This window comes from Phreatobacter sp. GW821-FHT04C01, assembly GCF_059420385.1.
Genome location: NZ_JBWKTP010000003.1, coordinates 460,344 through 480,616 on the forward strand (window position 1 = coordinate 460,344; position 20,273 = coordinate 480,616).

Consider the following 20,273-nt stretch of genomic DNA (forward strand, 5'->3'; position numbering starts at 1 on the left):
TGCGGACGGCGCCGAATGCACGAAGCGCTCAACGCTTCATGAGCAACATCAGTGCATTACGCAAACATCCCTCATCCTGAGGTGCTCGCGCCCTTGCGCGAGCCTCGAAGGACGGCCGACCTCAATGCAATGCCGTCTCAGCCGTTGAGGTGGCAGGCCGACAGCCGGCCGGGTGCGACCTCCCGCAAGGCCGGCACGTCGGTCTTGCAGCGCGCCATGGCGAAGGGACAGCGCGGGTGGAAATGGCAGCCGGGCGGCGGGTTCAGCGGCGAGGGGATCTCGCCTTCGATCGGCTTGAACTGGCGCTTGCCCGTGTCCACCCGCGGCACCTCTGCAAGCAGCGCCTGGGTATAGGGGTGGTTCGGCTGGGCGAACAATTCCTCGGCCGGCGCCAGTTCGACGATCCGGCCGAGATAGAGGATCGCCACCCGGTCGGCGACATGGCGCACCACGCCGAGGTCATGGCTGATGAACAGGTAGGTCAGGCCGAAATCAGCACGCAGCTGCATGAACAGGTTCAAGACCTGGGCCTGGATCGACACGTCCAATGCCGCGACGCTTTCGTCGGCGACGATCATCTTCGGCTTCACCGCCAGCGCCCGGGCAATGCCGATGCGCGCCCGCTGGCCGCCGGAGAACTGATGCGGATAGCGTTTGGCATAGGCCGGATCGAGCCCGACCTTGCGCATCAGGTCGGCGAGATAGTCCTGCGCCCCGGCCTTGTCGACGATGCCGTGATAGACCGGCGCCTCGGCGATGATGTCCTCCACCCGCATGCGCGGATTGAGCGAGGACATCGGGTCCTGGAACACCATCTGCACGGCGAGTTCGGCGGCGCGCCGCTCGGCGCCGGTGAGTTTCGACCGGTCGCGGCCCTCGAATTTCACCGATCCTTCCGATTGCGACCAGATGCCCGAGACGATGCGGCCGAGCGTCGACTTGCCCGAACCGGATTCGCCGACCAGGCCCAGCACCTCGCCGGGCCGGACCGCCAGGTCGACATGGTCCAGTGCGTGAACGACCTCCCGCTTCGGGCCGGCGCCGAGCAGGCCGGCGAGCTTGGCCGCAAGGTCCGGTTCCCTGGCGAAGCGTTTGGAGACGCCCGACACTTCGATGATCGGCGTGGTCATGCGGCGACCTCGTCGAGGACGGGATGGAAACAGCGAAGGCGCCGGTCGGCGAGCGGCCGGGTTTCGGGTGGCGGGGCGGTCCGGCAGTCGGCCTGCACGGCCGTGCAGCGGGGCGCGAAGGGGCACCCTGGCGGCAGGCGCAGCAGGTTCGGCGTCATGCCCGGGATCTGGGCGAGCGGCCGGCCGCGCGGGTTGCGGCTCGGCAGGCTTTCCAGGAGGCCGCGCGTATAGGGATGGCAGGGCCGCGCCAGCACGTCCTGGGTCGGACCTTCCTCGACCACGCGGCCGGCATACATGACGGCCACCCGGTCGGCGAGACCGGAGACGATGGCGAGGTCATGGGTGATCCAGACCAGCGCCGTGCCGGTATCGGCGGCGAGCTTCTGCACCTCGGCGAGGATCTGCGCCTGGATGGTGACGTCGAGCGCGGTGGTCGGCTCGTCGGCGATGATCACGGCGGGCTTGTGCAGCAGCGCGATGGCGATCGCCACGCGCTGGCGCATGCCGCCGGAGAACTGGTGCGGGTAGCTTTCCAGCCTTTGGTCGGGCGAGGCGATGCCGACCTGCACCAGGGCCTCGCGGCAGCGCTCGCGGGCCGCCTCGGTGGAAATGTCGATATGGGCCTTCAGCGTCTCGATCATCTGGGTGTCGACGCGCAGCACCGGGTTGAGCGTCATCATCGGGTCCTGGAAGATCATCGCGATCCGCCGACCCCGGATGTCGCGCCAGGCCTTTTCGCCGAGCCCGACCAGTTCCTCGCCCATCAGCCTGATCGAGCCCGAGACGATCCGTCCGGGCGGGTCGATCAGCCCGAGAATGGAAAAGCCGGTGATCGACTTGCCGGAGCCGGATTCGCCGACCAGGCCCATCACCTCGCCGCGCGCGACCTTGAACGACACGCCGTCGACCGCCTTCACCGCGCCGGCGCGGGTGAAGAACTGGGTTTTCAGGTCGGTGACTTCGAGCACAGCGGTCATGACCGGGACCTCGTGGTCTTTGTCGAGGGCGCAATTGCACCTCGCGGGACCGGTTGCCGGCACATTCTCGATGTCATCCCCAAGGCAAAGCAATTGCTTTGCCGGGGCCGAGCGAAGCGAGGGGAAGGGGATCCAGGGGCGGCCTGGACGAACGCATGCTGCCTCGTTGGTTGCGACACCACGGCCGCACGGAACATCCCGCCTTGGCATTTTCGCAGCGGCGCGGTCTCAGCTCTGCAACTCCTGGACCCCCTTCCCCTCGGCTTCGCCTCGGCCTCCGGCAAAGCAATTGCTTTGCCTTGGGGTGACGTCCGGTGCTGGCCTGGGAGGTTGGAGTGAAGCGAGTTATCGATCACTGGCGCCATATTCAACATCATACCGCCGCTCATTTCTTCAGCCGCGGGTTCAGCTGGTCGCGCAGATGATCGCCGACCAGGTTGATGAGCAGGATGGTGATCAGCAGGGCCACGCCGGGGAAGACGCTGACCCAATATTTGCCCGACAGGATATATTTGTAGCCGTTGGAGATCAGAAGCCCGAGCGAGGGCTCGGTGATCGGCACGCCGACGCCGAGATAGGACAGCACCGCCTCCAGCGAGATGGCGTGCGCGACCTGGACGGTCGCCACCACGATCAGCGGCGGCAGGCAGTTCGGCAGCAGGTGGCGGAAGATGATCCGGTGTTTCGGCAGGGCCAAGCAATGCGCCGCCTCGATATATTCGCGCCGCCGCTCGACCAGCGCGCCGCCGCGCACGGTGCGGGCGTAATAGGCCCATTGGGTGGTCACCAGCGCGATGATCACCTTGTCGATGCCGGTGCCGAGCAAAGCCAGCAGGATCAGTGCGATGAGGATCGCCGGGAAGGACAGCTGCAGGTCGACCACGCGCATGATCAGGCTGTCGATGCGGCCGCCGAAATAGGCGGCGGCAACCCCGATGCTGAGGCCCACCGCCAGCGCGATGACGGTGGCGGATGCGGCGACGAACAGCGACAGCCTGAGCCCGTAGATCATCGCCGAGAGCATGTCGCGGCCCTGGTCGTCGGTGCCGAGCAAATAGAGCCGGCCGTCGAGCGAGCGTTCGCCGGGCGCCAGCATATTGTCCAGGATCGAGATCTGGGTCATGTCGTAGGGGTTCTGCGGCGTGATCCAGGGCGCGAAGATCGACAGGAGCGCCAGGACGATCACCAGGACGAGCGCGCCGACGGCGATCTTGCTTTCGCAGAATTCCGAGACGAAGCGGCGGAACGGCGTTTCGACGCGGTCGGCCGTGGCGGTCGGGGCGGGAAGGGCGGCATCGGTCATGTCTGGGGCCTCCCGCTCAGCTCTCGATGTCCTGCAGGCGCACCCGCGGGTCGAGAATGGAATAGAGGATGTCGACCACCAGGTTGATGGTCACGAACATCACCACCACGATCATCAGATAGGCGACGATCACCGGTCGATCGAGCCGGTAGATGCTGTCGATCAGCAGCTTGCCCATGCCCGGCCAGGAGAACACCTGCTCGGTGACGACGGCGAAGGCGATCATCGCGCCGAGCTCCAGGCCGAGCACGGTGACGACCGGGATCAGGATGTTCTTCAGGAGGTGCACGCCGATGATCCGGGCCGGCGACAGGCCCTTGGCCCGGGCGAAGCGCACATAGTCCTGCAGCATGGCCTCGCGCGTCCCGGCATAAGCGAGCCGGATCACCAGCGAGGTCTTGTAGATGGCAAGCGTCAGCGCCGGCATGATCAGGTTCGGCCAGCCGGCCGGATTGAGCAGTGACAGTTCCACGCCGAACAGCGTGCCGGTGGGCCCCCGGCCGCCGGCCGGCAGCCATTGCAGGGTCACCGCGAAGAACAGGATCAGCATGATGCCGAACCAGAAATTCGGCAGGGAGAAGCCGACCACCGAGCCGGTCATGATGGTCCGGCCGACGATGCCGTCATGTTTCAGGCCGGCGATGACGCCGAGCGGCACGCCGATCAGGGCGGTCATGCCGAGCGCCACGACGGCCAGCTCCAGGGTCGCCGGCATGCGCGAGACGATCAGCCCGAGCGCGTCGACGCCATGGACGAAGCTCTTGCCGAAATCGCCATGCAGCAGGTTCCAGATGAACACCGCGAATTGCACATAGACCGGCTTGTCCAGCCCGAGCCGGGCGATCGCGGCGTCACGTTCGGCCTGGTCGGCGTCCGGCGCCAGCAGGATGTCGATCGGGTTGCCGATGGCATAGACGCCGAGAAACACCAGCACCGCCATGGCGGCGACCACGAAGGCGCTCTGGCCGAGACGTCGGAGGATGAAGACGAGCATCGCTGACAGGTTCCGCGCGAGATAAGGGTCTGGAATGCGCTGTCAGGTGCGAACGGCCGTTTGGCCGTTCGACACCATGGGACCGGCGACGGGCCGGCCGGGCTTCCGCGTCAGCGTGACGCCGGAGCCTGCAGGATCAGCTCGGCGCGGGTATATTGGTTCATCTGCGCCGTATAGGTCAGGCCGCGCCTGAAGGCCCAGACCGACACTTCGAAATGCAGCGGGATCAGGCCGAAATCGGCCATTACCATGCGCGAAGCCTCCACCAGCAGGGCGTTGCGCTTGGCATCGTCGACGATGGTCAGCGCTTCGAACAGCTTGGCGTCCATGGTGGGGTTGGAATAGCCGCCCGGATTGGTCGTGCCCATGCCGCGATTGCGGTCGGGGGTGGCGGCGAGCGCCCTCAGCGGGTTCGACATCTCGGCCGTGTCGGCGGCCCAGCCGGACAGCCAGAAGCCGAATTCGGCGCGGTTGCGGCGGGCGAAGAAGGTCGAGGCGGTCATCGCGTCGATCTGCGTCTTGATGCCGATGCGGGTCAGCATCTGGGCGATCGCCTGGGCGATCTGGCCGTCATTGATGTAACGGTCGTTGGGGCTTCCCATCACCAGCCCGAAGCCGTTCGGATAACCGGCCTCGGCCAGGAGCTTCCTGGCACGCTCGATATTCGGCCGTTCCGGCTTGATGCCGGCATTGGTGCCGGGCAGCGGGTTCGGCAGCAGCTCGGCCGCGGCGACGGCGACGCCGCCCATGATCCGGGCGACAATGGCGTCCCGGTCGATCGCCAGGCTGATCGCCTCGCGCACGCGCCGGTCGCGGAACGGGTTCTTGCCAGCCGTGTCGGTCACGCCGGGCGGCGCGGTCTCGGTCAGATAGTTGAAATGCAGGTAGATGATCCGGCTCGACAGGGCCTCGGCCGTGGTGAAATTGGTGTTCTGCTTGATCCGCGGCAGATCCTGGATCGGCGGGTTCTCGATGAAGTCGACGTCGCCGGCCAGCAGCGCCGCGACGCGCGAGGCGGCCTGGGTGATCGGGCGGAACGTCACGCGCTGCCAGGTCGGCTTTTCGCCCCAATAGGTCTCGTTGCGCTCCAGCACGATGCGGTCGCCGCGGGTAAAGGTCACGAAGCGGAACGGGCCGGTGCCGACGGCGAGCTTCAGGTTGTTGAAGTCCTCGGTCTTCGGCCAGGCATCGACGCCGGTGCAGCCGGCGCGGTTGAAGGCGAGATTTTCCGGCGCGCCGGCAGCCTTGGCCGAGATGATGCCGATATTGGACAATTCGCTGCCGAGGATCGGGTGCGGCGCCGTCGTGGTGACGATCACCGTATAGGGGTCGGGCGCGGTCATGGTGGCGATCGCGCGCATGCTGACCACCAGCGACGACGGCGAGTTCTCCACCTTCGGCACGCGGCAATAGGAGAAGATCACGTCGCGTGCGGTGAATTCCGTGCCGTCGGTGAACTTGACGCCCCGGCGCAGCTTGAACTCCCAGGTCGTCGGGTCGATGGCGCGCACGCTCTCGGCGAGCTTCGGAATCGGTTGCTGGTTCTTGTCCTGGTCCATCAGGCCCTCGAAGACATGCGAGCGCAGCTGATGGTTCGGGGTCAGATTGTGGAAATGCGGATCGACCGAACTCGGTTCGGCCGATAGCCCGATGCGCAGTTCCTGCGCGGCGGCGGGCAGCGTGAGCGCCAGCGCGGTGGCGCCGGCTGCCAGAAGATTCCCAATTCGACGCATGTCGTTCCCCTGCTTCGATCGATCGCGGCGGCGGACTTGTTGCCGCCTTTGCCTACAGCAGACCCCGAAACGGCGATCCCCGCTAGTCCCGTTCGGCAACCCCGATAGGACATAGCGCGCCGGCCTCGCCTGGACAGCCCCTGCCGCGATGCTCTTCACAGCAGCTTCTTTTTCGGACAGATTATCGTCAATTGAAACAGCATAACATCAGGTTATAGTGGCCATAGCGCGCCCCACTTCGCCGGTCGATGCCGCCTCGCTCGTCGAGGGGGTGCGCGGATTTGCCTCGCTGCGCGACCTCGAAGTGCTCAGGGCGCTGGTGGTGGCGCGCAAGATGACCGCCGCCGCCATGCAGCTCGGCATTTCGCAGCCGGCCGTCAGCCGCACCATCGCGATGCTGGAGGAGCGCTCGGGCCGCGTCCTGTTCCGCCGTGAGGGTGGCCGCCTGACGCCGACCGCCGACGCCCTGGCGCTGTTTGCCGAGACCACGCCGATCTTCGACGCGCTCGCCCGCCTCGACCGGTTTTCCTGGGCGAGCCAGTCCCACGAGCCGCTGCGGGTGGTCGCGCCCGCCACTCTCGCCCACCATTACCTGCAATGGCTGATCGCCGGTTACCTCGCGGCCCACGGCGACGAGACCGTCACGCTGGAAATCACCACGTCGCCCGACGTCTTCGCGGCGATCGCCGACCGCAAGGCGGATATCGGCATTTCCGATTCCTACGTGTCGCATCCGGCGTTGTTGCGCGAGCCGTTCAGGGCATCCTCGGCGGTCTGTGCCCTGCCCGAAGGGCACCGGCTGGCCGCGCAGCCGCGCGTCACCGCCGCCGATCTCGACGGCGAGAGCTTCATTTCATTCGCCCGGCGTCTGGCCATCCGGGCCACCCTCGACCGGATCTTCGTCGAAGCCGGCGCCCGACCCAAGGTCCGTTGCGAGACGGCGACCGTCGTGTCGGCGCTGGAACTGGTCAGGGCCGGTCTCGGCCTTTCGGTCTTCAATCCGTTTCCCGTCGCCCTGCGCCCGGCGAGCGGCGTCGTCTTCCGGCCGTTCGATCCGCAAGTCGTCTACGAGACGGCCTTCATTTTTCCGGCCGAAGGGCCGGCCAGCCCGGCGGCGCGCCGGCTCGCCGATTTCGCCCGCGCCCAGCCCATCGACGATACCTATTCCACCGCCATTCCCTGAAGAGGCCGCGATGTCCACCCTCGCCACGTCAGATGTTCTCGCCGCGCTTGTCGGTTTCGACACGACGAGCCGCAACTCCAACCTGCCGTTGATCGACTGGGTCGAGGATTATCTTAGCCGCTACGGCGTCACGGGCGAGCGCGTCTATGACGCGACCGGGAGCAAGGCCAATCTCTGGGTGACCATCGGGCCGAAGGACGTGGCCGGCTATGTGCTGTCGGGCCATGTCGACGTCGTGCCGGTCGACGGCCAGAACTGGGCGAGCGACCCGTTCACGCTGACCGCCAAGGACGACCGCCTCTACGGCCGCGGCACCTGCGACATGAAGGGCTTCGTCGCGGCGGCGCTTGCCGCCGTGCCGGCCATGGTCGCGGCGCCACTCGCCAAGCCGATCCATCTCGCCATTTCCTATGACGAGGAGGTCGGCTGCCGCGGCGTGCGGACCCTGCTCGCCGTGCTGAACGACCGGCCCTTGAAGCCCGAGGCCTGTTTCGTCGGCGAGCCGACCAATATGCAAGTGGTCACCGCCCACAAGACCGGCCGGCCGATGCGCTGCACGGTGCGCGGCAAGGAGGCTCATTCCTCGCTCCGGCCCTATGGCGTCAGCGCCATCGAGGAGGCCGCCAAGCTGATCGTCAGGATCAACGAGATCGGCCAGAGGCTGGCCCGGCGGACCGATCTCGACATGCTGTTCTCGGTGCCGTTCTCGACCACCAGCGTCGGCGTCATCAGGGGCGGCACCGTGCGCAATATCGTCGCCGGCGAATGCGTGGTCGATTTCGACCTGCGCTGCGTGCCGGGCGACGACCCCTATGCCATCGTCGCCGAGATCGAGGCCTATGCCCGCGACGTGCTGGAGCCGCCGATGAAGGCGATCGACGCGGCCGCCGGTTTCACCTTCGAGGAATTGTCGCTGGTGCCGGGCCTCGATACCGCGGCGGACGCGCCGGTCACCGTGCTCGCCAAGGCGCTGGCCGGCCGCAACGACCATGCCAAGGTCGCCTATGGCACCGAAGCCGGCCTGTTCCAGGAAATCGGCATTCCAACCGTCGTCGTCGGCCCGGGCTCGATCGAGCAGGCGCACAAGCCCGACGAATTCATCGAACGGGCCGAGCTCACCAAGGCCGATGCCTTCATCGCCAGGCTGATCGCCCATGCGGCGCGCGGCTAATCGAGGGCGATCCCGCTTTTTCCTGTCCCTGGCCGCTATTCTCATGTAAAGAGCCGGGCCTTCGGGGGGCTGGCGTGCACGACGTCACCCCTCAAGCAGAAGCTCCGGCTTCTGCTTGGCCGAGCGGAGCGAGGGGAAGGGGGTCCAGAGGCCGAAGGTCTCTGCCTTGCAACTCCTGGATCCCCTTCCCCTCCTTCACTTCGTTCAGTCGGCCGGGGATGACGTCAGGTGCATTTCCTGCGGCGGTCTCCTTTCATCTTTCTTGTTCCAGTGCATTTTCGTCTCGCTGCCAGTGTCGGGCGCGGTCGGGAATGTTCCAGTAACAGCGGCAATCGACCATGAAGTTTCTCGATCAGGCCAAGGTCTTTGTGAAATCCGGCGCCGGCGGCGCCGGCTGCGTGTCGTTCTACCGTGCCAAGTTCATCGAGTTCGGTGGACCTGACGGCGGCGACGGCGGCCGCGGCGGCGATGTCGTGATCGAATGCGTCGAGGGCCTCAACACGCTCATCGACTATCGCTACCAGCAGCATTTCAAGGCCAAGATCGGCGTCCACGGCATGGGCCGCAACCGTGCCGGCGCGCGCGGCGCCGACGTCGTGCTGAAAGTGCCGGCCGGTACCCAGGTGTTCGACGAGGAGGGCGAGACGCTGATCGCCGACATCACGACCGTCGGCCAGCGCTTCGTGTTGTTCGAAGGCGGCAATGGCGGCTTCGGCAATGCCCATTTCAAGAGCGCCACCAACCAGGCCCCGCGCCACGCCAATCCGGGCCAGCCGGCCAAGGAAGCCTGGATCATCCTGCGGTTGAAGCTGATCGCCGATGCCGGCCTGGTCGGCATGCCCAATGCGGGCAAGTCGACCTTCCTGGCGGCGACCACGGCGGCCAAGCCGAAGATCGCCGACTATCCCTTCACGACGCTGCATCCGGGCCTCGGCGTGGTGCGTGCGATCGGCCGCGAATTCGTGCTCGCCGATATTCCCGGCCTGATCGAGGGTGCCCATGACGGCCACGGCCTGGGCGACCGGTTCCTCGGCCATGTCGAGCGCTGCCGCGTGCTGCTGCATCTCGTCGACGGCACCTGCGAGCATGCCGGCAAGGCCTACAAGCTGGTGCGCAGCGAGATCGAGGCCTATGGCGCGGGCCTCGCCGACAAGCCGGAGATCGTCGCGCTGTCCAAGGTCGACGCCCTCGATCCGGCGACCCGCAAGGAGCAGTTGGCCAGGCTGAAACGGGCGGCCAAGAAGGCGCCGCTGGCGCTTTCCGCGGCTTCCGGCGAAGGCGTCGACGAAGCGCTCACCGCCTTGCTCAAGGTCATCGACGCGGCGCGTGCCGCCGAGCCGAAGCCGGTCAAGCCGGACGACGCCATCGAACCGGTCGAGACCGGCTGGCGGCCCTGACGCGGGGCGCCCGGCCGACCTCGCAGTGGTCCGCGCCACGACCAGTTCAGGCGTGCCCACGGTTGCGGCCGAGGTTCGGCGCCGACGCGGTCGGCACGGTGGCCATCAACCGGCCTGGCGACGGCCCGGCGGAGCCGGCAGGCGCCACCCCCGGCATCGGCCGGACTGGCTGATCTGACGCAGGCGCTCACCGCGCTGGCCGGACTTGCGCTATCATCGCCGGCGGAACGGGACCTCGGCCAGGATGGTCCCGTCATCGGTGTCGCGCGCGGGGCGGGCCTTCGCAAGAGGCCAGCCCGCCGCGACGTGGCAGGCAAGGCGTGCACCATGGCTCTCGATCGGCGTGTCCAGGATCTCTTCGGCATCGCGTTGCCGCTCATTCAGGCGCCGATGGCCGGCGCTCAGGGGGCGGAGATGGTGATCGCCGTTTCCGAGGCCGGCGGCCTCGGCTCGTTGCCGGGCGCCCTCCTGACCGTCGAGCAGATGCGCGGCGAGCTCGGCATCATCCGCCAGCGGACGACCAAACCGATCAATGTCAATTTCTTCTGCCACACGCCGCCGGTGCCGGACGCGGCGCGCGAGGCCGGTTGGAAGCAGCGGCTCGAAACCTATTATCGCGAATTCGGCCTCGATCCGGCCATGCCGACGCCAGCGGGCATTCGCGCGCCGTTCGACGATGCGTTCTGCACGGTGATGGAGGAATTCAAGCCGGAGGTGGTCAGTTTCCATTTCGGCCTGCCGGCGGCGCCGCTGCTCGACCGTGTCCGGGCCACCGGCGCCCGGATCGTTTCCTCGGCGACCTCGGCCGACGAGGCGCGCTGGCTCGAGGATCACGGCTGCGACGTCATCATCGCCCAAGGCTACGAAGCCGGCGGCCATCGCGGCATCTTCCTGACCGATGCGATCGCCAACCAGGCCGGCACCATGGCGCTGGTGCCGCAGGTGGTCGACGCGGTGAGCCTGCCGGTCATTGCCGCCGGCGGCATTGCCGACGGGCGCGGCATCGCCGCCGCCTTCGCGCTGGGCGCATCCGCGGTCCAGGTCGGCACGGCCTACCTGTTCTGTCCGGAAGCGAAGATCAGTCCGATGCATCGCCGGGCGCTGGCGGAGGCCAAGGACGACGACACCGCGCTGACCAATCTGTTCACCGGCCGGCCGGCGCGCGGCATCGTCAACCGGCTGATGCGCGAGGTCGGCCCGCTGTCGACCGCGGCACCCGCCTTCCCGACCGCCGGCGGCGCGCTCGCGCCGCTGAAGGCCAAGGCCGAGGCTGCCGGTTCCGGCGACTTCTCGTCGCTCTGGTCGGGACAGTCGGCAGCGCTTGGCCGCGCCATGCCGGCGGCCGAGCTGACCCGCCGGCTCATGGCCGAGGCGGCCGAACGGATCGGCGGGCTTCGGTAGCGCCGGGAGGCGACGGCAGGACGGGCCGAGGGCAGCCGAAGATGCTCTGCGTCATCCCACCACTTACTCATTGCCGGTGCTGCGGCTGAAGCGCTGGCGGATGCGGGTCAGAAGCATGTCGCGGACTTGCCGATAGGCGTCGAGCCGCTGTTCGCGCGAGCCCTGGGCAAGGGTCGGATCCGGTGTCGGCCAATATTCCACGTCCATGTCGTTGGTGCGGGTCAGGTCGAGGGCCCGGTGATGCGCCTCCGGCGCCAGCGTCACCACCAGATCGAAATTCAGGCCCTCCCATTCCTCCAGCTCCTCGATGGTCTTCGGCTTGGATTTCTGGGTGTCGATGCCGAGTTCGTCCATGACCGCGTCGACGAAGGGGTCGTGCTCGCCCTTGCGCACGCCGGCGCTCTCGACGAACACGGTCTTGCCGAAGAAGTGTTTCATGATCGCCGCGGCCATGGGCGAACGCACCTGGTTCATGCCGCAGGCGAACAGGACGGCCTGGGGGTTGCGGCGGCGAACCGACAACAGGTCAGCCCTTCCAGTGCAGGACTGAGATCAGCGTGAACAGGCGCCGCGCGGTGTCGAAGTCGAAGTCGAGCTTGTCCTTCAGCCGCTCCTTCAGCGTCTCCGAGCCCTCGTTGTGCAACCCGCGCCGGGCCATGTCGATGGTCTCGATATGCGACGGGGTGGCGTGGCGGATGGCGTCGTAATAGCTGTCGCAGATCATGAAATAGTCCTTCACGATCCGCCGGAACGGCGTCATCGACAGCACATGGGTGATGACCTGGCTGCCGTCCTCGTGCTTGACGTCGAAGACCAGCTTGCCTTCGGCGAGCGACACCGCCAGCGTATAGGGGCCGCCGTCGACGCCGACCGGGCCGAAGGAGTTTTCTTCGAGCAGGTCGTAGATGGCGATGGCGCGTTCGTGCTCGATATCCGGCGAGGAGCGCCCGATCGAGGCTTCATCCAGGGTCACCGCCACCAGGCGGCGCATGGGCTTCGGATCGGTCACGACATCCCTCGTTCAGGTCCGCGCGGCGAGTCGCCGTCATCCCGGTTCGACGACAATGGCGGGCGAGGTCGCCGCTGTCGACTAGCCGAGGTTCATCCGAATGGCCACCGATCGGGCATGCGCGTCGAGGCCCTCGGCCTCACCCAGCGCGATGGCCGCGGGCCCGAGCGCCCGCAACTGCTCCGGGCCGCACTTCAACAGCGAGGTGCGCTTCATGAAATCGAGCACGCCCAGGCCCGACGAGAAACGCGCCGAGCGGGCCGTCGGCAGCACGTGGTTGGAGCCCCCGACATAGTCGCCGATCGCTTCCGGGGTGTGGCCGCCGAGGAAGATCGCTCCGGCATTCCGGATCCGGCCGGCCAGGCTTTCGGCATCCGCGGTGATGATTTCCAGGTGCTCGGCGGCGAGCCGGTCGGCCAGCGGCACGGCCTCGTCGAGGTTGGCCACCTCGATCACCGCACCATAGTCGCGCCAGCTTTGCGCCGCGATCTCGGCGCGCGGCAAGGTGGTCAGCTGTCGCTCGACCGCCGCGACCACCGCCTCGCCAAGTGTCGGGTCGTCGGTGATCAGCAGCGACTGGGCCGCGGTATCATGTTCGGCCTGGGCCAGCAGGTCGGCGGCGATCCAGTCCGGATTGGCTGTCCGGTCGGCGATAACAAGCACTTCGGAGGGGCCGGCGATCATGTCGATGCCGACAGTGCCGAACACCTGGCGCTTGGCGGCGGCGACGAAGGCATTGCCGGGGCCCATGATCTTGGCGACCGGCTTGATCGTCGCGGTGCCATGGGCGAGCGCGAACACCGCCTGGGCGCCGCCGATGCGATAGACCTCGTCGACGCCGGCGAGATCGGCGGCCGCCAGCACCAGCGGGTTGAGCACGCCACCGGGCGCCGGCACCACCATGACGATGCGCGGGCAACCGGCGACCTTGGCCGGAATGGCGTTCATCAGCACCGAGGACGGATAGGCCGCCGTGCCGCCGGGCACGTAGAGGCCGACCGCCTCGATGGCGGTCCAGCGGTAACCGAGCTCGACACCGAGCGCGTCGGTGAAGCGGTCGTCTTTCGGCTTCTGGCGGGCGTGATAGCTGCGGATCCGTTCGGCGGCGAGCTTCAGCGCATCCAGCGTCCTGGCGTCGCAGGCGGCGATCGCCTGGGCGATCTCGTCCGCCGAGACGCGCAGGGTGGCGGGCGTCAAGGTCAGCTTGTCGAAGCGCGCGGTCAGCGCGATGACCGCCGCGTCGCCGCGCGCGATCACATCGTCGCCGATCGTCCTGACGATCTGGGAGACCTCTTCGGAGACCTCGCGCTTCATCGCCAGCAGGTCGGCGAAACGGGTGGCGAAATCGGCGGAGCGGGTGGAAAGACGGAGCGGCATGGCAAGATCCTCAAGGCCTGGAGCCATGCGGGAGCGGCCGGCGGGCGTCAAGTCCGGGCTGTCGAGGTCATGGCTCAGGCCCGCGCGCGGAGACTTGCCTGGCGAGCCTGCGGTCGTCATGGTCCCGCGCTTGAGGAGAATCGCCATGGACATCAAGACGCAGCCCGGCGCCATGCCCGGCAATATCCCGGAAAACGCCCCGCAGCCGGCCGATTTCAAGCCGGTCGAATGGGCCAAGGATCTGCTGCGTTCGATCCGCATCGCCGCGCTCGGCACGCTCGACCGCAATACCGGTCATCCCGTGACGACGCTGGTGACGGTGGCGACCGATTTCGACGGCGCGCCGCTGATCATGATCTCCAACCTGTCGAGCCACACCGCCAATCTGAAGGCCGATCCGCGCGCCTCGGTTCTGCTCGCCCGCGGCGGCAAGGGCGATCCCCTGGCCCACCCGCGGCTGACCGTGCTCGGCCGGTTCGAGCGCATCATGGACGAGGCCTTGCGCCTTCGCGCCAAGGCCCGCTTCGTCGCGCGCAATCCGAAATCGGCGCTCTATGCCGATTTTCCGGATTTCAGCCTGTGGCGGCTCGAGGTCGCCGCCGGTCACCTCAATGGCGGCTTTGCCCGCGCCGCGGATCTGGCCGGCAGGGATCTCCTCACCGATGTCGGTGACGCCGAGGGCCTGATCGGCTCGGAAGCCGGCGCGATCGCCCATATGAACGAGGACCACGCCGATGCGGTGTCGGTCTATGCCACCGTCCTGGCCGGCGAGGAGGCGGGGCCCTGGCGCATGACCGGCGCCGACCCGGAAGGTTTCGACCTCGCGGCCAATGACCGCACCGCGCGGGTGCTGTTTCCGCATCGGGTCACGACGGGCGAGGGCCTGCACAAGACGCTGGTTCAGATGGTGCGCGAGGCGCGGAGCCGGGCCGGCTAGTGTTGCCGCACGGTGATCATGATGGCTTGATTTCCGCGAGTGGATAGATTCGTGGATGCCCGAGCTTGTCCCGGGCACCCACGAAGTGTTGCACCAGGATCAACCGGTCAAAATCACGGGTGCAGCGATACGCGTGTCTCTCGTCCGAGCGGGCGCAGTCATAGTCACTTGAGGTCATTCAAAGCGGCGCGCCAGTTTTTCCAGGCTCGACCGCGCGCCGGTGTTGTTGTCTTCGGGCTCGAGGCCCGGTGGCAGGTTCGTGAACAAGAGGGTGACCTCGGTTCCGCCTGGCGCGGCCTCGAAAGTCGCGGTCATGGTCATCTCGCCGAGCAGGGCCGGATCGGCCGTGACGAAACGGATCGCTTCGACGATCCGCAGCGGCGGTGTCAGTTCGACGAAGCGGACCTCGACCATGTCCTCCCCGTCCGCGGTCTTGCCGAAGCCGGCCTCGTCCGCGGGATAGAACAGCGACATCCGGTAGCCGCCGCCGGCCCGGGCGTCGAACGCGTGGATCCGGCCGGTCATGTCGGCCGGCGGCAGCCAGGCGACCAGGACGGCGGGATCGACGAAGGCCTGGTAGAGTTCCTCGGGCCCGGCCTGGATGACACGCGATGTCCGGGTCGACGAACCCGTCGGTTCCGCATCTGCATGTTCGGTCATGGCGGGGGCTCCCGGGGCTTGATTGCCTCTTGGCTTCGATCCTACGACGGCCGGCCGCCGGCCGGCGCGCAATAGGCCTCGATCGACGCCGCCAGCGATGCCGGCAGCTCGATGGTCTCCGTCGGGGGACGGCGTCCCGGGATATGGATGCCCTTGGCGGCCAGTCGTTCGGCCTGGGCTTCGAGCCGGGCCGCGAACCCCGGTGCCAGCAGGTCGGGTTTCAGCGCCACCACGAACAGGCCGATACCGGGCGATTGATTGCCCCCGGCGAAAGATGGCGCATCGAGCGACCAATTGGCGCCGGTCAGGCCAGCGGCGAGGATTTCCACCATCAGCGCGATATTGGCGCCGCGGGCCCCACCAAAGGCGATCAGCGCCCCTTTGACCGCCGCGCGGGCATCGGTGGTCGGCCGCCCCGCCGCATCGACGGCCCAGCCTTCGGGAATTGTTTCGCCCTTGTCCGCGGCTGCCCTGACATTGACGAAGGCGGTGGCGCTCGACGCCTGATCGATGACCAGCGGAGGGCCGTCCGGCAGGGGGGCGGCGAAGGCCATGGGATTGGTGCCGAAGACCGCCGCGCCGCTGCCGCCGACGGTCACCAAAGCGGGCCCATTGGACGCGGCCAGCGCCACCAGTCCGGCCTCGGCAAGACGGCGTGCGTAATAGCCGATCTCACCGGCGGTATAGCTGTTCTCCTGGGCGAAGGCGGTGATGCCATAGGCGGCGGCCCGGGTTCGCAACTCCTCGAAGGCGAGGTCAAACCCGAGCTGGGCGATACCGCCCTTGGCGTCGGCACGGATCAGGGCTGCCGCCGGAAAGCTGATATCGGGTCGGGCCGCGCCGGGAATGCGGCCGGCGGCAAATCCGGCGAGATAGTCGACGAGATGGGCAAATCCCACCGCGCCGCGCCCGGCCAGTTCCGCGGCGACGGTCGCATCCGCCAGCGATTGCGCCACCGCCGCGCCGGCGCCGGCGCCGGCAGCCGCCCGGCGGGCCAAGTCCAAAGCATCCTCTCTGGTCAGTCGCATCGATCATTCCCGCATGCCGAAGGGCCCGAAGGCCTTCATGAACCGCCTGTCCGGCGCCACGCCATTCTAGCGCGGCATCGACCGGCGGCATCGATCGATTGGCGCAAGGGTCCCCGGCGAACTTGCCGGTGGCCGGGATCGGTTCTCCGCCCTACGCAGTTCGCGCCGGCCGCGCGGTCTCGAACGCCGGTCGACGGTCCGGCCCCGGCTGGATCACGGCCCGTGATCCCGGCCCGGATGGCCGTCGGCGCCACGGCCCCGCGGCGGGACCGAAATGCCGGCCCGGCTCCAATCCCGTCGCAAAAAATCCGCGATCATTCTTCCACTTGCTGGCGTTGCACCGTAACCGGCTCGCGAGGGCCCCTCGCACGAGAAAGACATGCCATGACGGACAGATTGCGGGTTGCCGTTCTCCTGGGCGGCCGGTCGGCCGAGCACGAGGTCTCCATCCTCTCGGCCAGCAACGCGGTGAAGGCGATGGACGCGGCGAAATATGACGTCGTACCGATCCTCATCACCCGCGACGGCCGATGGCGTCTGGTCGAACTGGAAAACGGCGTTCTGCCGGATCCGATGCCCGAGACGGGAGCCGAGGTCTGCCTGCTGCCGGGCGGCCGCGGCCGGCTCTTCGGCCTGGCCGGCGCCGGCGCCGCCCGCGAGCTTCCGGCGATCGATATCCTGTTCCCGGTCCTGCACGGGCCGCATGGCGAGGACGGATCGGTGCAAGGGCTCGCCGAGGTCGCCGGCATACCCTTAGCCGGCTGCGGCATCCTCGGCTCGGCCACCGCGATCGACAAGGATATCGCCAAGCGCCTGCTCAGGGAGGCGGGCCTGCCGGTCGCGCGGTCGATCACGGTCAGGCGTGGCGACGCGCCGTCCTTCGACGACGTGGCGAAGGAGCTCGGCTCGCCGGTCTTCGTCAAGCCCGCGCGGCAGGGCTCGTCGGTCGGCGTCAGCAAGGCCGCGACCGCCGAGGCGTTCCAGGCCGCCCTGGCTGAGGGCTTCAGGCACGACCGCAAGGTGCTGGTCGAGGAGTTCATTCGTGGCCGCGAGATCGAATGCAGCGTTCTCGAACATGCCGACGGCGAGATCGTGGTGTCCGTGCCCGGCGAGATCATGCCGGCCGAGCACCACGGCTTCTACACCTACGAGGCCAAATATATCGACGCGGACGGCGCCCGCCTCGGCATTCCCGCCGATTTGCCGGAGGCGGTCGCGGAACGGCTCAGGACCATGGCGCGGCAGGCCTTTCAGGCGCTCGGCTGCGACGCCATGGCGCGCGTCGACTTCTTCCTGCGGCCGGACATGAGCGCGGTGGTCAACGAGATCAACACCATCCCCGGCTTCACCGACATCAGCATGTATGCCAAGGCGCTGGCGGCCAGCGGCATCGCTTATTCCGACGTCATCGACCGGCTGATCGCCCATGGCCTGGAGCGTGCGCGCCAGGCGGCCGGCTGAGGCGGCCCCTAGCCCCTCGCCCGGTAACCGCCGAGCACGGTCTCGACGATCTCCTCGGCCAGCCTTTCGCGGTGCTGGCGGGTTTCGCCCGGGCGTGGCGAATACCAGACCGCCACCCAGTTGAGCGCGCCGAGCAGGGTGCGCATGGCGAGCGAGGGATCCGGCACGGCGAGCGTGCCGTCGGCGATGCCGGCCTCGAACGTGTGGCGGAACAGGTCCTCATAGACGAAGCGCAGGCCCATCAGTTCCTCGAGCACCGTTTTGTGCTCGGGGCCGGTGCCGCCGAAGCGATAGAGATCGACGCCCATGGTCAGGGTGCGTTGGAACGTGCGCGTCTCCATCATGCAGAGCGTATGGGCCTTGGCCATGTCGCTCAGCCGCTGTTCGCCGGTGCCGCCGCGGGCGGCGACCGGCTCGCAGGCCTGCATCAGGATGTCCATGGCGCGCCGGTAGACCTGGAAGAACAGTTCCGGCTTGGAGCGGAAGTGGTGATAGACCCGCCCCTTGGTGGCGCCGAGCGCCTCCGCCACATGATCCATCGAGGTCTGCTCATAGCCCCGGCGCATGAAACATTCGGCCGCCGCCGCGAGCACTTCCTCGCGGCGGTCCTGAGGGGCGATATCGGACGAAGCGATGTCTTGGGCGGAGGCGGGCATCGTGATCTTGGCCGATGGCGATCGTGGATTGCGGCGACGTCAGCCGGCATCCGGCAGCGGATGCTCGGCGAATTGCTTGCGCAATGTCAGCTTCGACACCTTGCCGGTGGCGGTCAGCGGCAATTGCTCGACGAACACGACGTCGTCGGGCATCTGCCATTTCGCGATGGCCTTCTCCAGCGTCGCGATGATCTCTTCCTTCTTCGGATCGGCGCCGGCCGCCTTGACCACCACCATCAGCGGCCGCTCCTGCCATTTGGGATGCGGCACGCCGATGACCGCGCAAGCGGCGATGCCGGGATGGCCCATGGCGGCGTTTTCGACGTCGATCGAGGAAATCCACTCGCCGCCCGATTTCACCAAGTCCTTGGTGCGGTCGACGATGATCAGATAGCCGTCCGGCGTGATCTTGGCGACGTCGCCGGTGCCGAACCAGCCTTCCTTGTCGAAGGCCTTGGCGCTGGCTTCGGCATTTTCGTAGTAACCCGAGATGATGCCGGGGCCACGCACGAACAATTCGCCCGAGGCCTCGCCGTCATGGGGCAGGCGGCGGCCTTCCTCGTCGACGATCTTCAGTTCGACGCCGAACATGCGCCGGCCCTGGCGCGCCTTCAGGTCGATGCGCTCCTGCAGCGGCTTGGCGCGGTCCTTCATCGCCAGCACGCCGAGCGTGCCGACCGGGCTCATCTCGGTCATGCCCCAGCCGTGGACGATGCCGACCCCCATGGTCTCGAAGCTCTCGATCATGGCGCGCGGCGCCGCCGAGCCGCCGATGATCACCTCGTTGAGGTGGCTCGGCTTGGCGCCGCGCTTCTGGATTTCGGCGAGCAGCCCCATCCACACCGTCGGCACGCCCCAGGACGAAGTGACCTTCTCGCTCTCCAGGAGGTCGTAGAGGTTGGGGCCGTCGAGCTTGACGCCCGGCATGACCAGGTTGATGCCGACGATCGGCGCGGTATAGGGCAGGCCCCAGGCATTGACGTGGAACAGCGGCACCACCGGCAGGATGGTCGAGCCCGAGCCGAGGCTCGACATGCCCGAGGTGAGCGTGAACAGGCCGTGCAGCATGACCGAGCGCTGGCTGTAGAGTGCGCCCTTCGGTTCGCCCGTCGTGCCCGAGGTGTAGCAGAGCGAGCAGCCGGCATTCTCGTCGATCCGCGGCCAGGCGAAGCTCGTCGGCTGGCCGGCGAGGAGGTCCTCATAGACCAGGATGCCGTCGAGCCCTTCGCCTGACGGCTTGTGGGCGGCATCGGTCATCGCGACGTAGATCAGGTCCTTGGGCCAATGGGCGCGCATCTTGGCGACCAGCGGCGCCAGGTTGATGTCGAAGAACAGCACCCGGTCCTTGGCGTGATTGACGATATAGACCAGCTGTTCGGGAAACAGCCGCGGATTGATCGTGTGGGTGACCGCGCCGATGCCGCCGATGGCGTAATAAAGCTCGAAATGGCGATAGCCGTTCCAGGCGAGCGTGGCGACCCGGTCGCCTTCCTTCACCCCCAGCGCCTTCAGGGCATGGGCGAGCTGGGCCACCCGCGGCAAGGTCTCGCCATAGGTGGTGCGATGCATCCCGCCTTCGATGGTCGCCGACACGATCGATGCGTCGGGATGCATCTCGGCGCCGTATTCGATCGCCGCCGAAACGTTCAGCGGCGTGTCCATCATCAAACCGCGCAGCATGCTGCATCCTCCCTGTGGATCGCGCCCTTGGTGGGCGCTTGATCAAGTCTTAATTCGGCCTTCGGGCTTTTTCATCCCTGGTCGAAGGGCGCGACAAAAAGTTTCGCAGGTGCGGCACGAAACCCCTCGACAAGCCATTTCAGCCCGAACATACTCCGGAGTATGTCCCTGCCCGC

The 20,273-nt window shown here is 67.5% G+C and carries 18 protein-coding genes; 6 read left to right on the forward strand and 12 right to left on the reverse strand.

Going from position 1 to position 20,273, the window contains the following annotated elements:
* Positions 1-137 precede the first annotated feature (137 nt).
* The 5 genes from AC07WJ_RS13880 to AC07WJ_RS13900 form a co-directional block, all read right to left on the reverse strand.
* Positions 138-1,130 (reverse strand): ABC transporter ATP-binding protein, encoded by a 993-nt coding sequence (locus AC07WJ_RS13880; protein ID WP_494935176.1) that lies wholly within the window; start codon positions 1,128-1,130, stop codon positions 138-140.
* Positions 1,127-2,107, reverse strand: coding sequence for an ABC transporter ATP-binding protein (locus AC07WJ_RS13885; protein ID WP_494935177.1), 981 nt, complete (start codon positions 2,105-2,107; stop codon positions 1,127-1,129). Before AC07WJ_RS13885 ends, AC07WJ_RS13880 begins: the two co-directional genes overlap by 4 nt.
* A gap of 385 nt (positions 2,108-2,492) precedes the next feature.
* Positions 2,493-3,410 carry an ABC transporter permease gene (locus tag AC07WJ_RS13890; RefSeq protein WP_494935178.1) on the reverse strand — a complete coding sequence of 306 codons (918 nt, stop codon included), beginning with the start codon at positions 3,408-3,410 and terminating at the stop codon, positions 2,493-2,495.
* A gap of 16 nt (positions 3,411-3,426) precedes the next feature.
* Positions 3,427-4,404 carry an ABC transporter permease gene (locus tag AC07WJ_RS13895; protein ID WP_494935179.1) on the reverse strand — a complete coding sequence of 326 codons (978 nt, stop codon included), beginning with the start codon at positions 4,402-4,404 and terminating at the stop codon, positions 3,427-3,429.
* Positions 4,405-4,514: 110 nt separating this feature from the next.
* Positions 4,515-6,137: an ABC transporter substrate-binding protein gene (locus tag AC07WJ_RS13900; RefSeq protein WP_494935180.1), complete on the reverse strand. Its 1,623-nt coding sequence runs from the start codon at positions 6,135-6,137 to the stop codon at positions 4,515-4,517.
* A 217-nt stretch (positions 6,138-6,354) separates the two neighbouring features.
* Here AC07WJ_RS13900 and AC07WJ_RS13905 point away from each other — a divergent pair, with 217 nt between their 5' ends.
* The 4 genes from AC07WJ_RS13905 (at position 6,355) to AC07WJ_RS13920 (ending at position 11,289) form a co-directional block, all read left to right on the forward strand.
* Entirely contained in the window at positions 6,355-7,320 is a 966-nt protein-coding gene (locus AC07WJ_RS13905; RefSeq protein WP_494935181.1) for a LysR family transcriptional regulator, read from the forward strand.
* A 10-nt stretch (positions 7,321-7,330) separates the two neighbouring features.
* On the forward strand, positions 7,331-8,491 hold the full coding sequence (gene argE, locus AC07WJ_RS13910; RefSeq protein ID WP_494935182.1) for an acetylornithine deacetylase: 1,161 nt from the start codon (positions 7,331-7,333) through the stop codon (positions 8,489-8,491).
* A gap of 338 nt (positions 8,492-8,829) precedes the next feature.
* Positions 8,830-9,888: a GTPase ObgE gene (gene obgE / locus AC07WJ_RS13915; protein WP_494935183.1), complete on the forward strand. Its 1,059-nt coding sequence runs from the start codon at positions 8,830-8,832 to the stop codon at positions 9,886-9,888.
* Between the two features lie 327 nt (positions 9,889-10,215).
* A complete protein-coding gene (locus AC07WJ_RS13920; protein ID WP_494935184.1) occupies positions 10,216-11,289 on the forward strand; it encodes an NAD(P)H-dependent flavin oxidoreductase in 1,074 nt (357 codons plus the stop codon).
* Between the two features lie 63 nt (positions 11,290-11,352).
* Here the strand turns inward: AC07WJ_RS13920 and AC07WJ_RS13925 are convergent, their stop codons facing one another.
* The 3 genes from AC07WJ_RS13925 to hisD all read right to left on the reverse strand — a co-directional run bounded on the left by AC07WJ_RS13925 (position 11,353) and on the right by hisD (position 13,675).
* Positions 11,353-11,814: an arsenate-mycothiol transferase ArsC gene (locus tag AC07WJ_RS13925; RefSeq protein WP_494935593.1), complete on the reverse strand. Its 462-nt coding sequence runs from the start codon at positions 11,812-11,814 to the stop codon at positions 11,353-11,355.
* 1 nt (position 11,815) lies between these two features.
* Positions 11,816-12,298: a UPF0262 family protein gene (locus AC07WJ_RS13930; protein WP_494935185.1), complete on the reverse strand. Its 483-nt coding sequence runs from the start codon at positions 12,296-12,298 to the stop codon at positions 11,816-11,818.
* A gap of 81 nt (positions 12,299-12,379) precedes the next feature.
* Positions 12,380-13,675, reverse strand: coding sequence for a histidinol dehydrogenase (gene hisD / locus AC07WJ_RS13935; protein WP_494935186.1), 1,296 nt, complete (start codon positions 13,673-13,675; stop codon positions 12,380-12,382).
* Positions 13,676-13,820: 145 nt separating this feature from the next.
* On the opposite strand from hisD, the gene AC07WJ_RS13940 reads away from it, so the two are divergent.
* Entirely contained in the window at positions 13,821-14,612 is a 792-nt protein-coding gene (locus AC07WJ_RS13940) for a HugZ family pyridoxamine 5'-phosphate oxidase (RefSeq protein ID WP_494935187.1), read from the forward strand.
* 174 nt (positions 14,613-14,786) lie between these two features.
* Here AC07WJ_RS13940 and AC07WJ_RS13945 read toward each other — a convergent pair whose 3' ends face one another.
* Together AC07WJ_RS13945 and AC07WJ_RS13950 are read right to left on the reverse strand one after the other, a co-directional pair.
* Positions 14,787-15,272: an SRPBCC domain-containing protein gene (locus tag AC07WJ_RS13945; RefSeq protein ID WP_494935188.1), complete on the reverse strand. Its 486-nt coding sequence runs from the start codon at positions 15,270-15,272 to the stop codon at positions 14,787-14,789.
* 41 nt (positions 15,273-15,313) lie between these two features.
* Complete coding sequence (locus AC07WJ_RS13950; RefSeq protein ID WP_494935189.1) at positions 15,314-16,300, reverse strand: Ldh family oxidoreductase; 987 nt, start codon at positions 16,298-16,300, stop codon at positions 15,314-15,316.
* A gap of 384 nt (positions 16,301-16,684) precedes the next feature.
* Between AC07WJ_RS13950 and AC07WJ_RS13955 the strand changes: the two genes are divergently transcribed.
* Positions 16,685-17,761, forward strand: a complete 1,077-nt coding sequence (locus tag AC07WJ_RS13955) for a D-alanine--D-alanine ligase family protein (protein WP_494935190.1) — start codon at positions 16,685-16,687, stop codon at positions 17,759-17,761.
* 8 nt (positions 17,762-17,769) lie between these two features.
* Here AC07WJ_RS13955 and AC07WJ_RS13960 read toward each other — a convergent pair whose 3' ends face one another.
* Entirely contained in the window at positions 17,770-18,417 is a 648-nt protein-coding gene (locus tag AC07WJ_RS13960) for a TetR/AcrR family transcriptional regulator (protein ID WP_494935191.1), read from the reverse strand.
* A gap of 39 nt (positions 18,418-18,456) precedes the next feature.
* Entirely contained in the window at positions 18,457-20,097 is a 1,641-nt protein-coding gene (locus tag AC07WJ_RS13965; protein WP_494935192.1) for a long-chain-fatty-acid--CoA ligase, read from the reverse strand.
* Between the last annotated feature and the right edge of the window lie 176 nt (positions 20,098-20,273).

Excerpts from the sequence above, each read along its gene's own strand:
- AC07WJ_RS13880 (WP_494935176.1), bottom strand. The coding sequence starts at position 1,130 with ATGACCACGCCGATCATCGAAGTGTCGGGCGTCTCCAAACGCTTCGCC.
- AC07WJ_RS13885 (WP_494935177.1), bottom strand. The coding sequence starts at position 2,107 with ATGACCGCTGTGCTCGAAGTCACCGACCTGAAAACCCAGTTCTTCACC.
- AC07WJ_RS13890 (WP_494935178.1), bottom strand. The coding sequence starts at position 3,410 with ATGACCGATGCCGCCCTTCCCGCCCCGACCGCCACGGCCGACCGCGTC.
- AC07WJ_RS13895 (WP_494935179.1), bottom strand. The coding sequence starts at position 4,404 with ATGCTCGTCTTCATCCTCCGACGTCTCGGCCAGAGCGCCTTCGTGGTC.
- AC07WJ_RS13900 (WP_494935180.1), bottom strand. The coding sequence starts at position 6,137 with ATGCGTCGAATTGGGAATCTTCTGGCAGCCGGCGCCACCGCGCTGGCG.
- argE (WP_494935182.1), top strand. The coding sequence starts at position 7,331 with ATGTCCACCCTCGCCACGTCAGATGTTCTCGCCGCGCTTGTCGGTTTC.
- obgE (WP_494935183.1), top strand. The coding sequence starts at position 8,830 with ATGAAGTTTCTCGATCAGGCCAAGGTCTTTGTGAAATCCGGCGCCGGC.
- AC07WJ_RS13920 (WP_494935184.1), top strand. The coding sequence starts at position 10,216 with ATGGCTCTCGATCGGCGTGTCCAGGATCTCTTCGGCATCGCGTTGCCG.
- hisD (WP_494935186.1), bottom strand. The coding sequence starts at position 13,675 with ATGCCGCTCCGTCTTTCCACCCGCTCCGCCGATTTCGCCACCCGTTTC.
- AC07WJ_RS13940 (WP_494935187.1), top strand. The coding sequence starts at position 13,821 with ATGGACATCAAGACGCAGCCCGGCGCCATGCCCGGCAATATCCCGGAA.
- AC07WJ_RS13945 (WP_494935188.1), bottom strand. The coding sequence starts at position 15,272 with ATGACCGAACATGCAGATGCGGAACCGACGGGTTCGTCGACCCGGACA.
- AC07WJ_RS13950 (WP_494935189.1), bottom strand. The coding sequence starts at position 16,300 with ATGCGACTGACCAGAGAGGATGCTTTGGACTTGGCCCGCCGGGCGGCT.
- AC07WJ_RS13955 (WP_494935190.1), top strand. The coding sequence starts at position 16,685 with ATGACGGACAGATTGCGGGTTGCCGTTCTCCTGGGCGGCCGGTCGGCC.
- AC07WJ_RS13960 (WP_494935191.1), bottom strand. The coding sequence starts at position 18,417 with ATGCCCGCCTCCGCCCAAGACATCGCTTCGTCCGATATCGCCCCTCAG.
- AC07WJ_RS13965 (WP_494935192.1), bottom strand. The coding sequence starts at position 20,097 with ATGCTGCGCGGTTTGATGATGGACACGCCGCTGAACGTTTCGGCGGCG.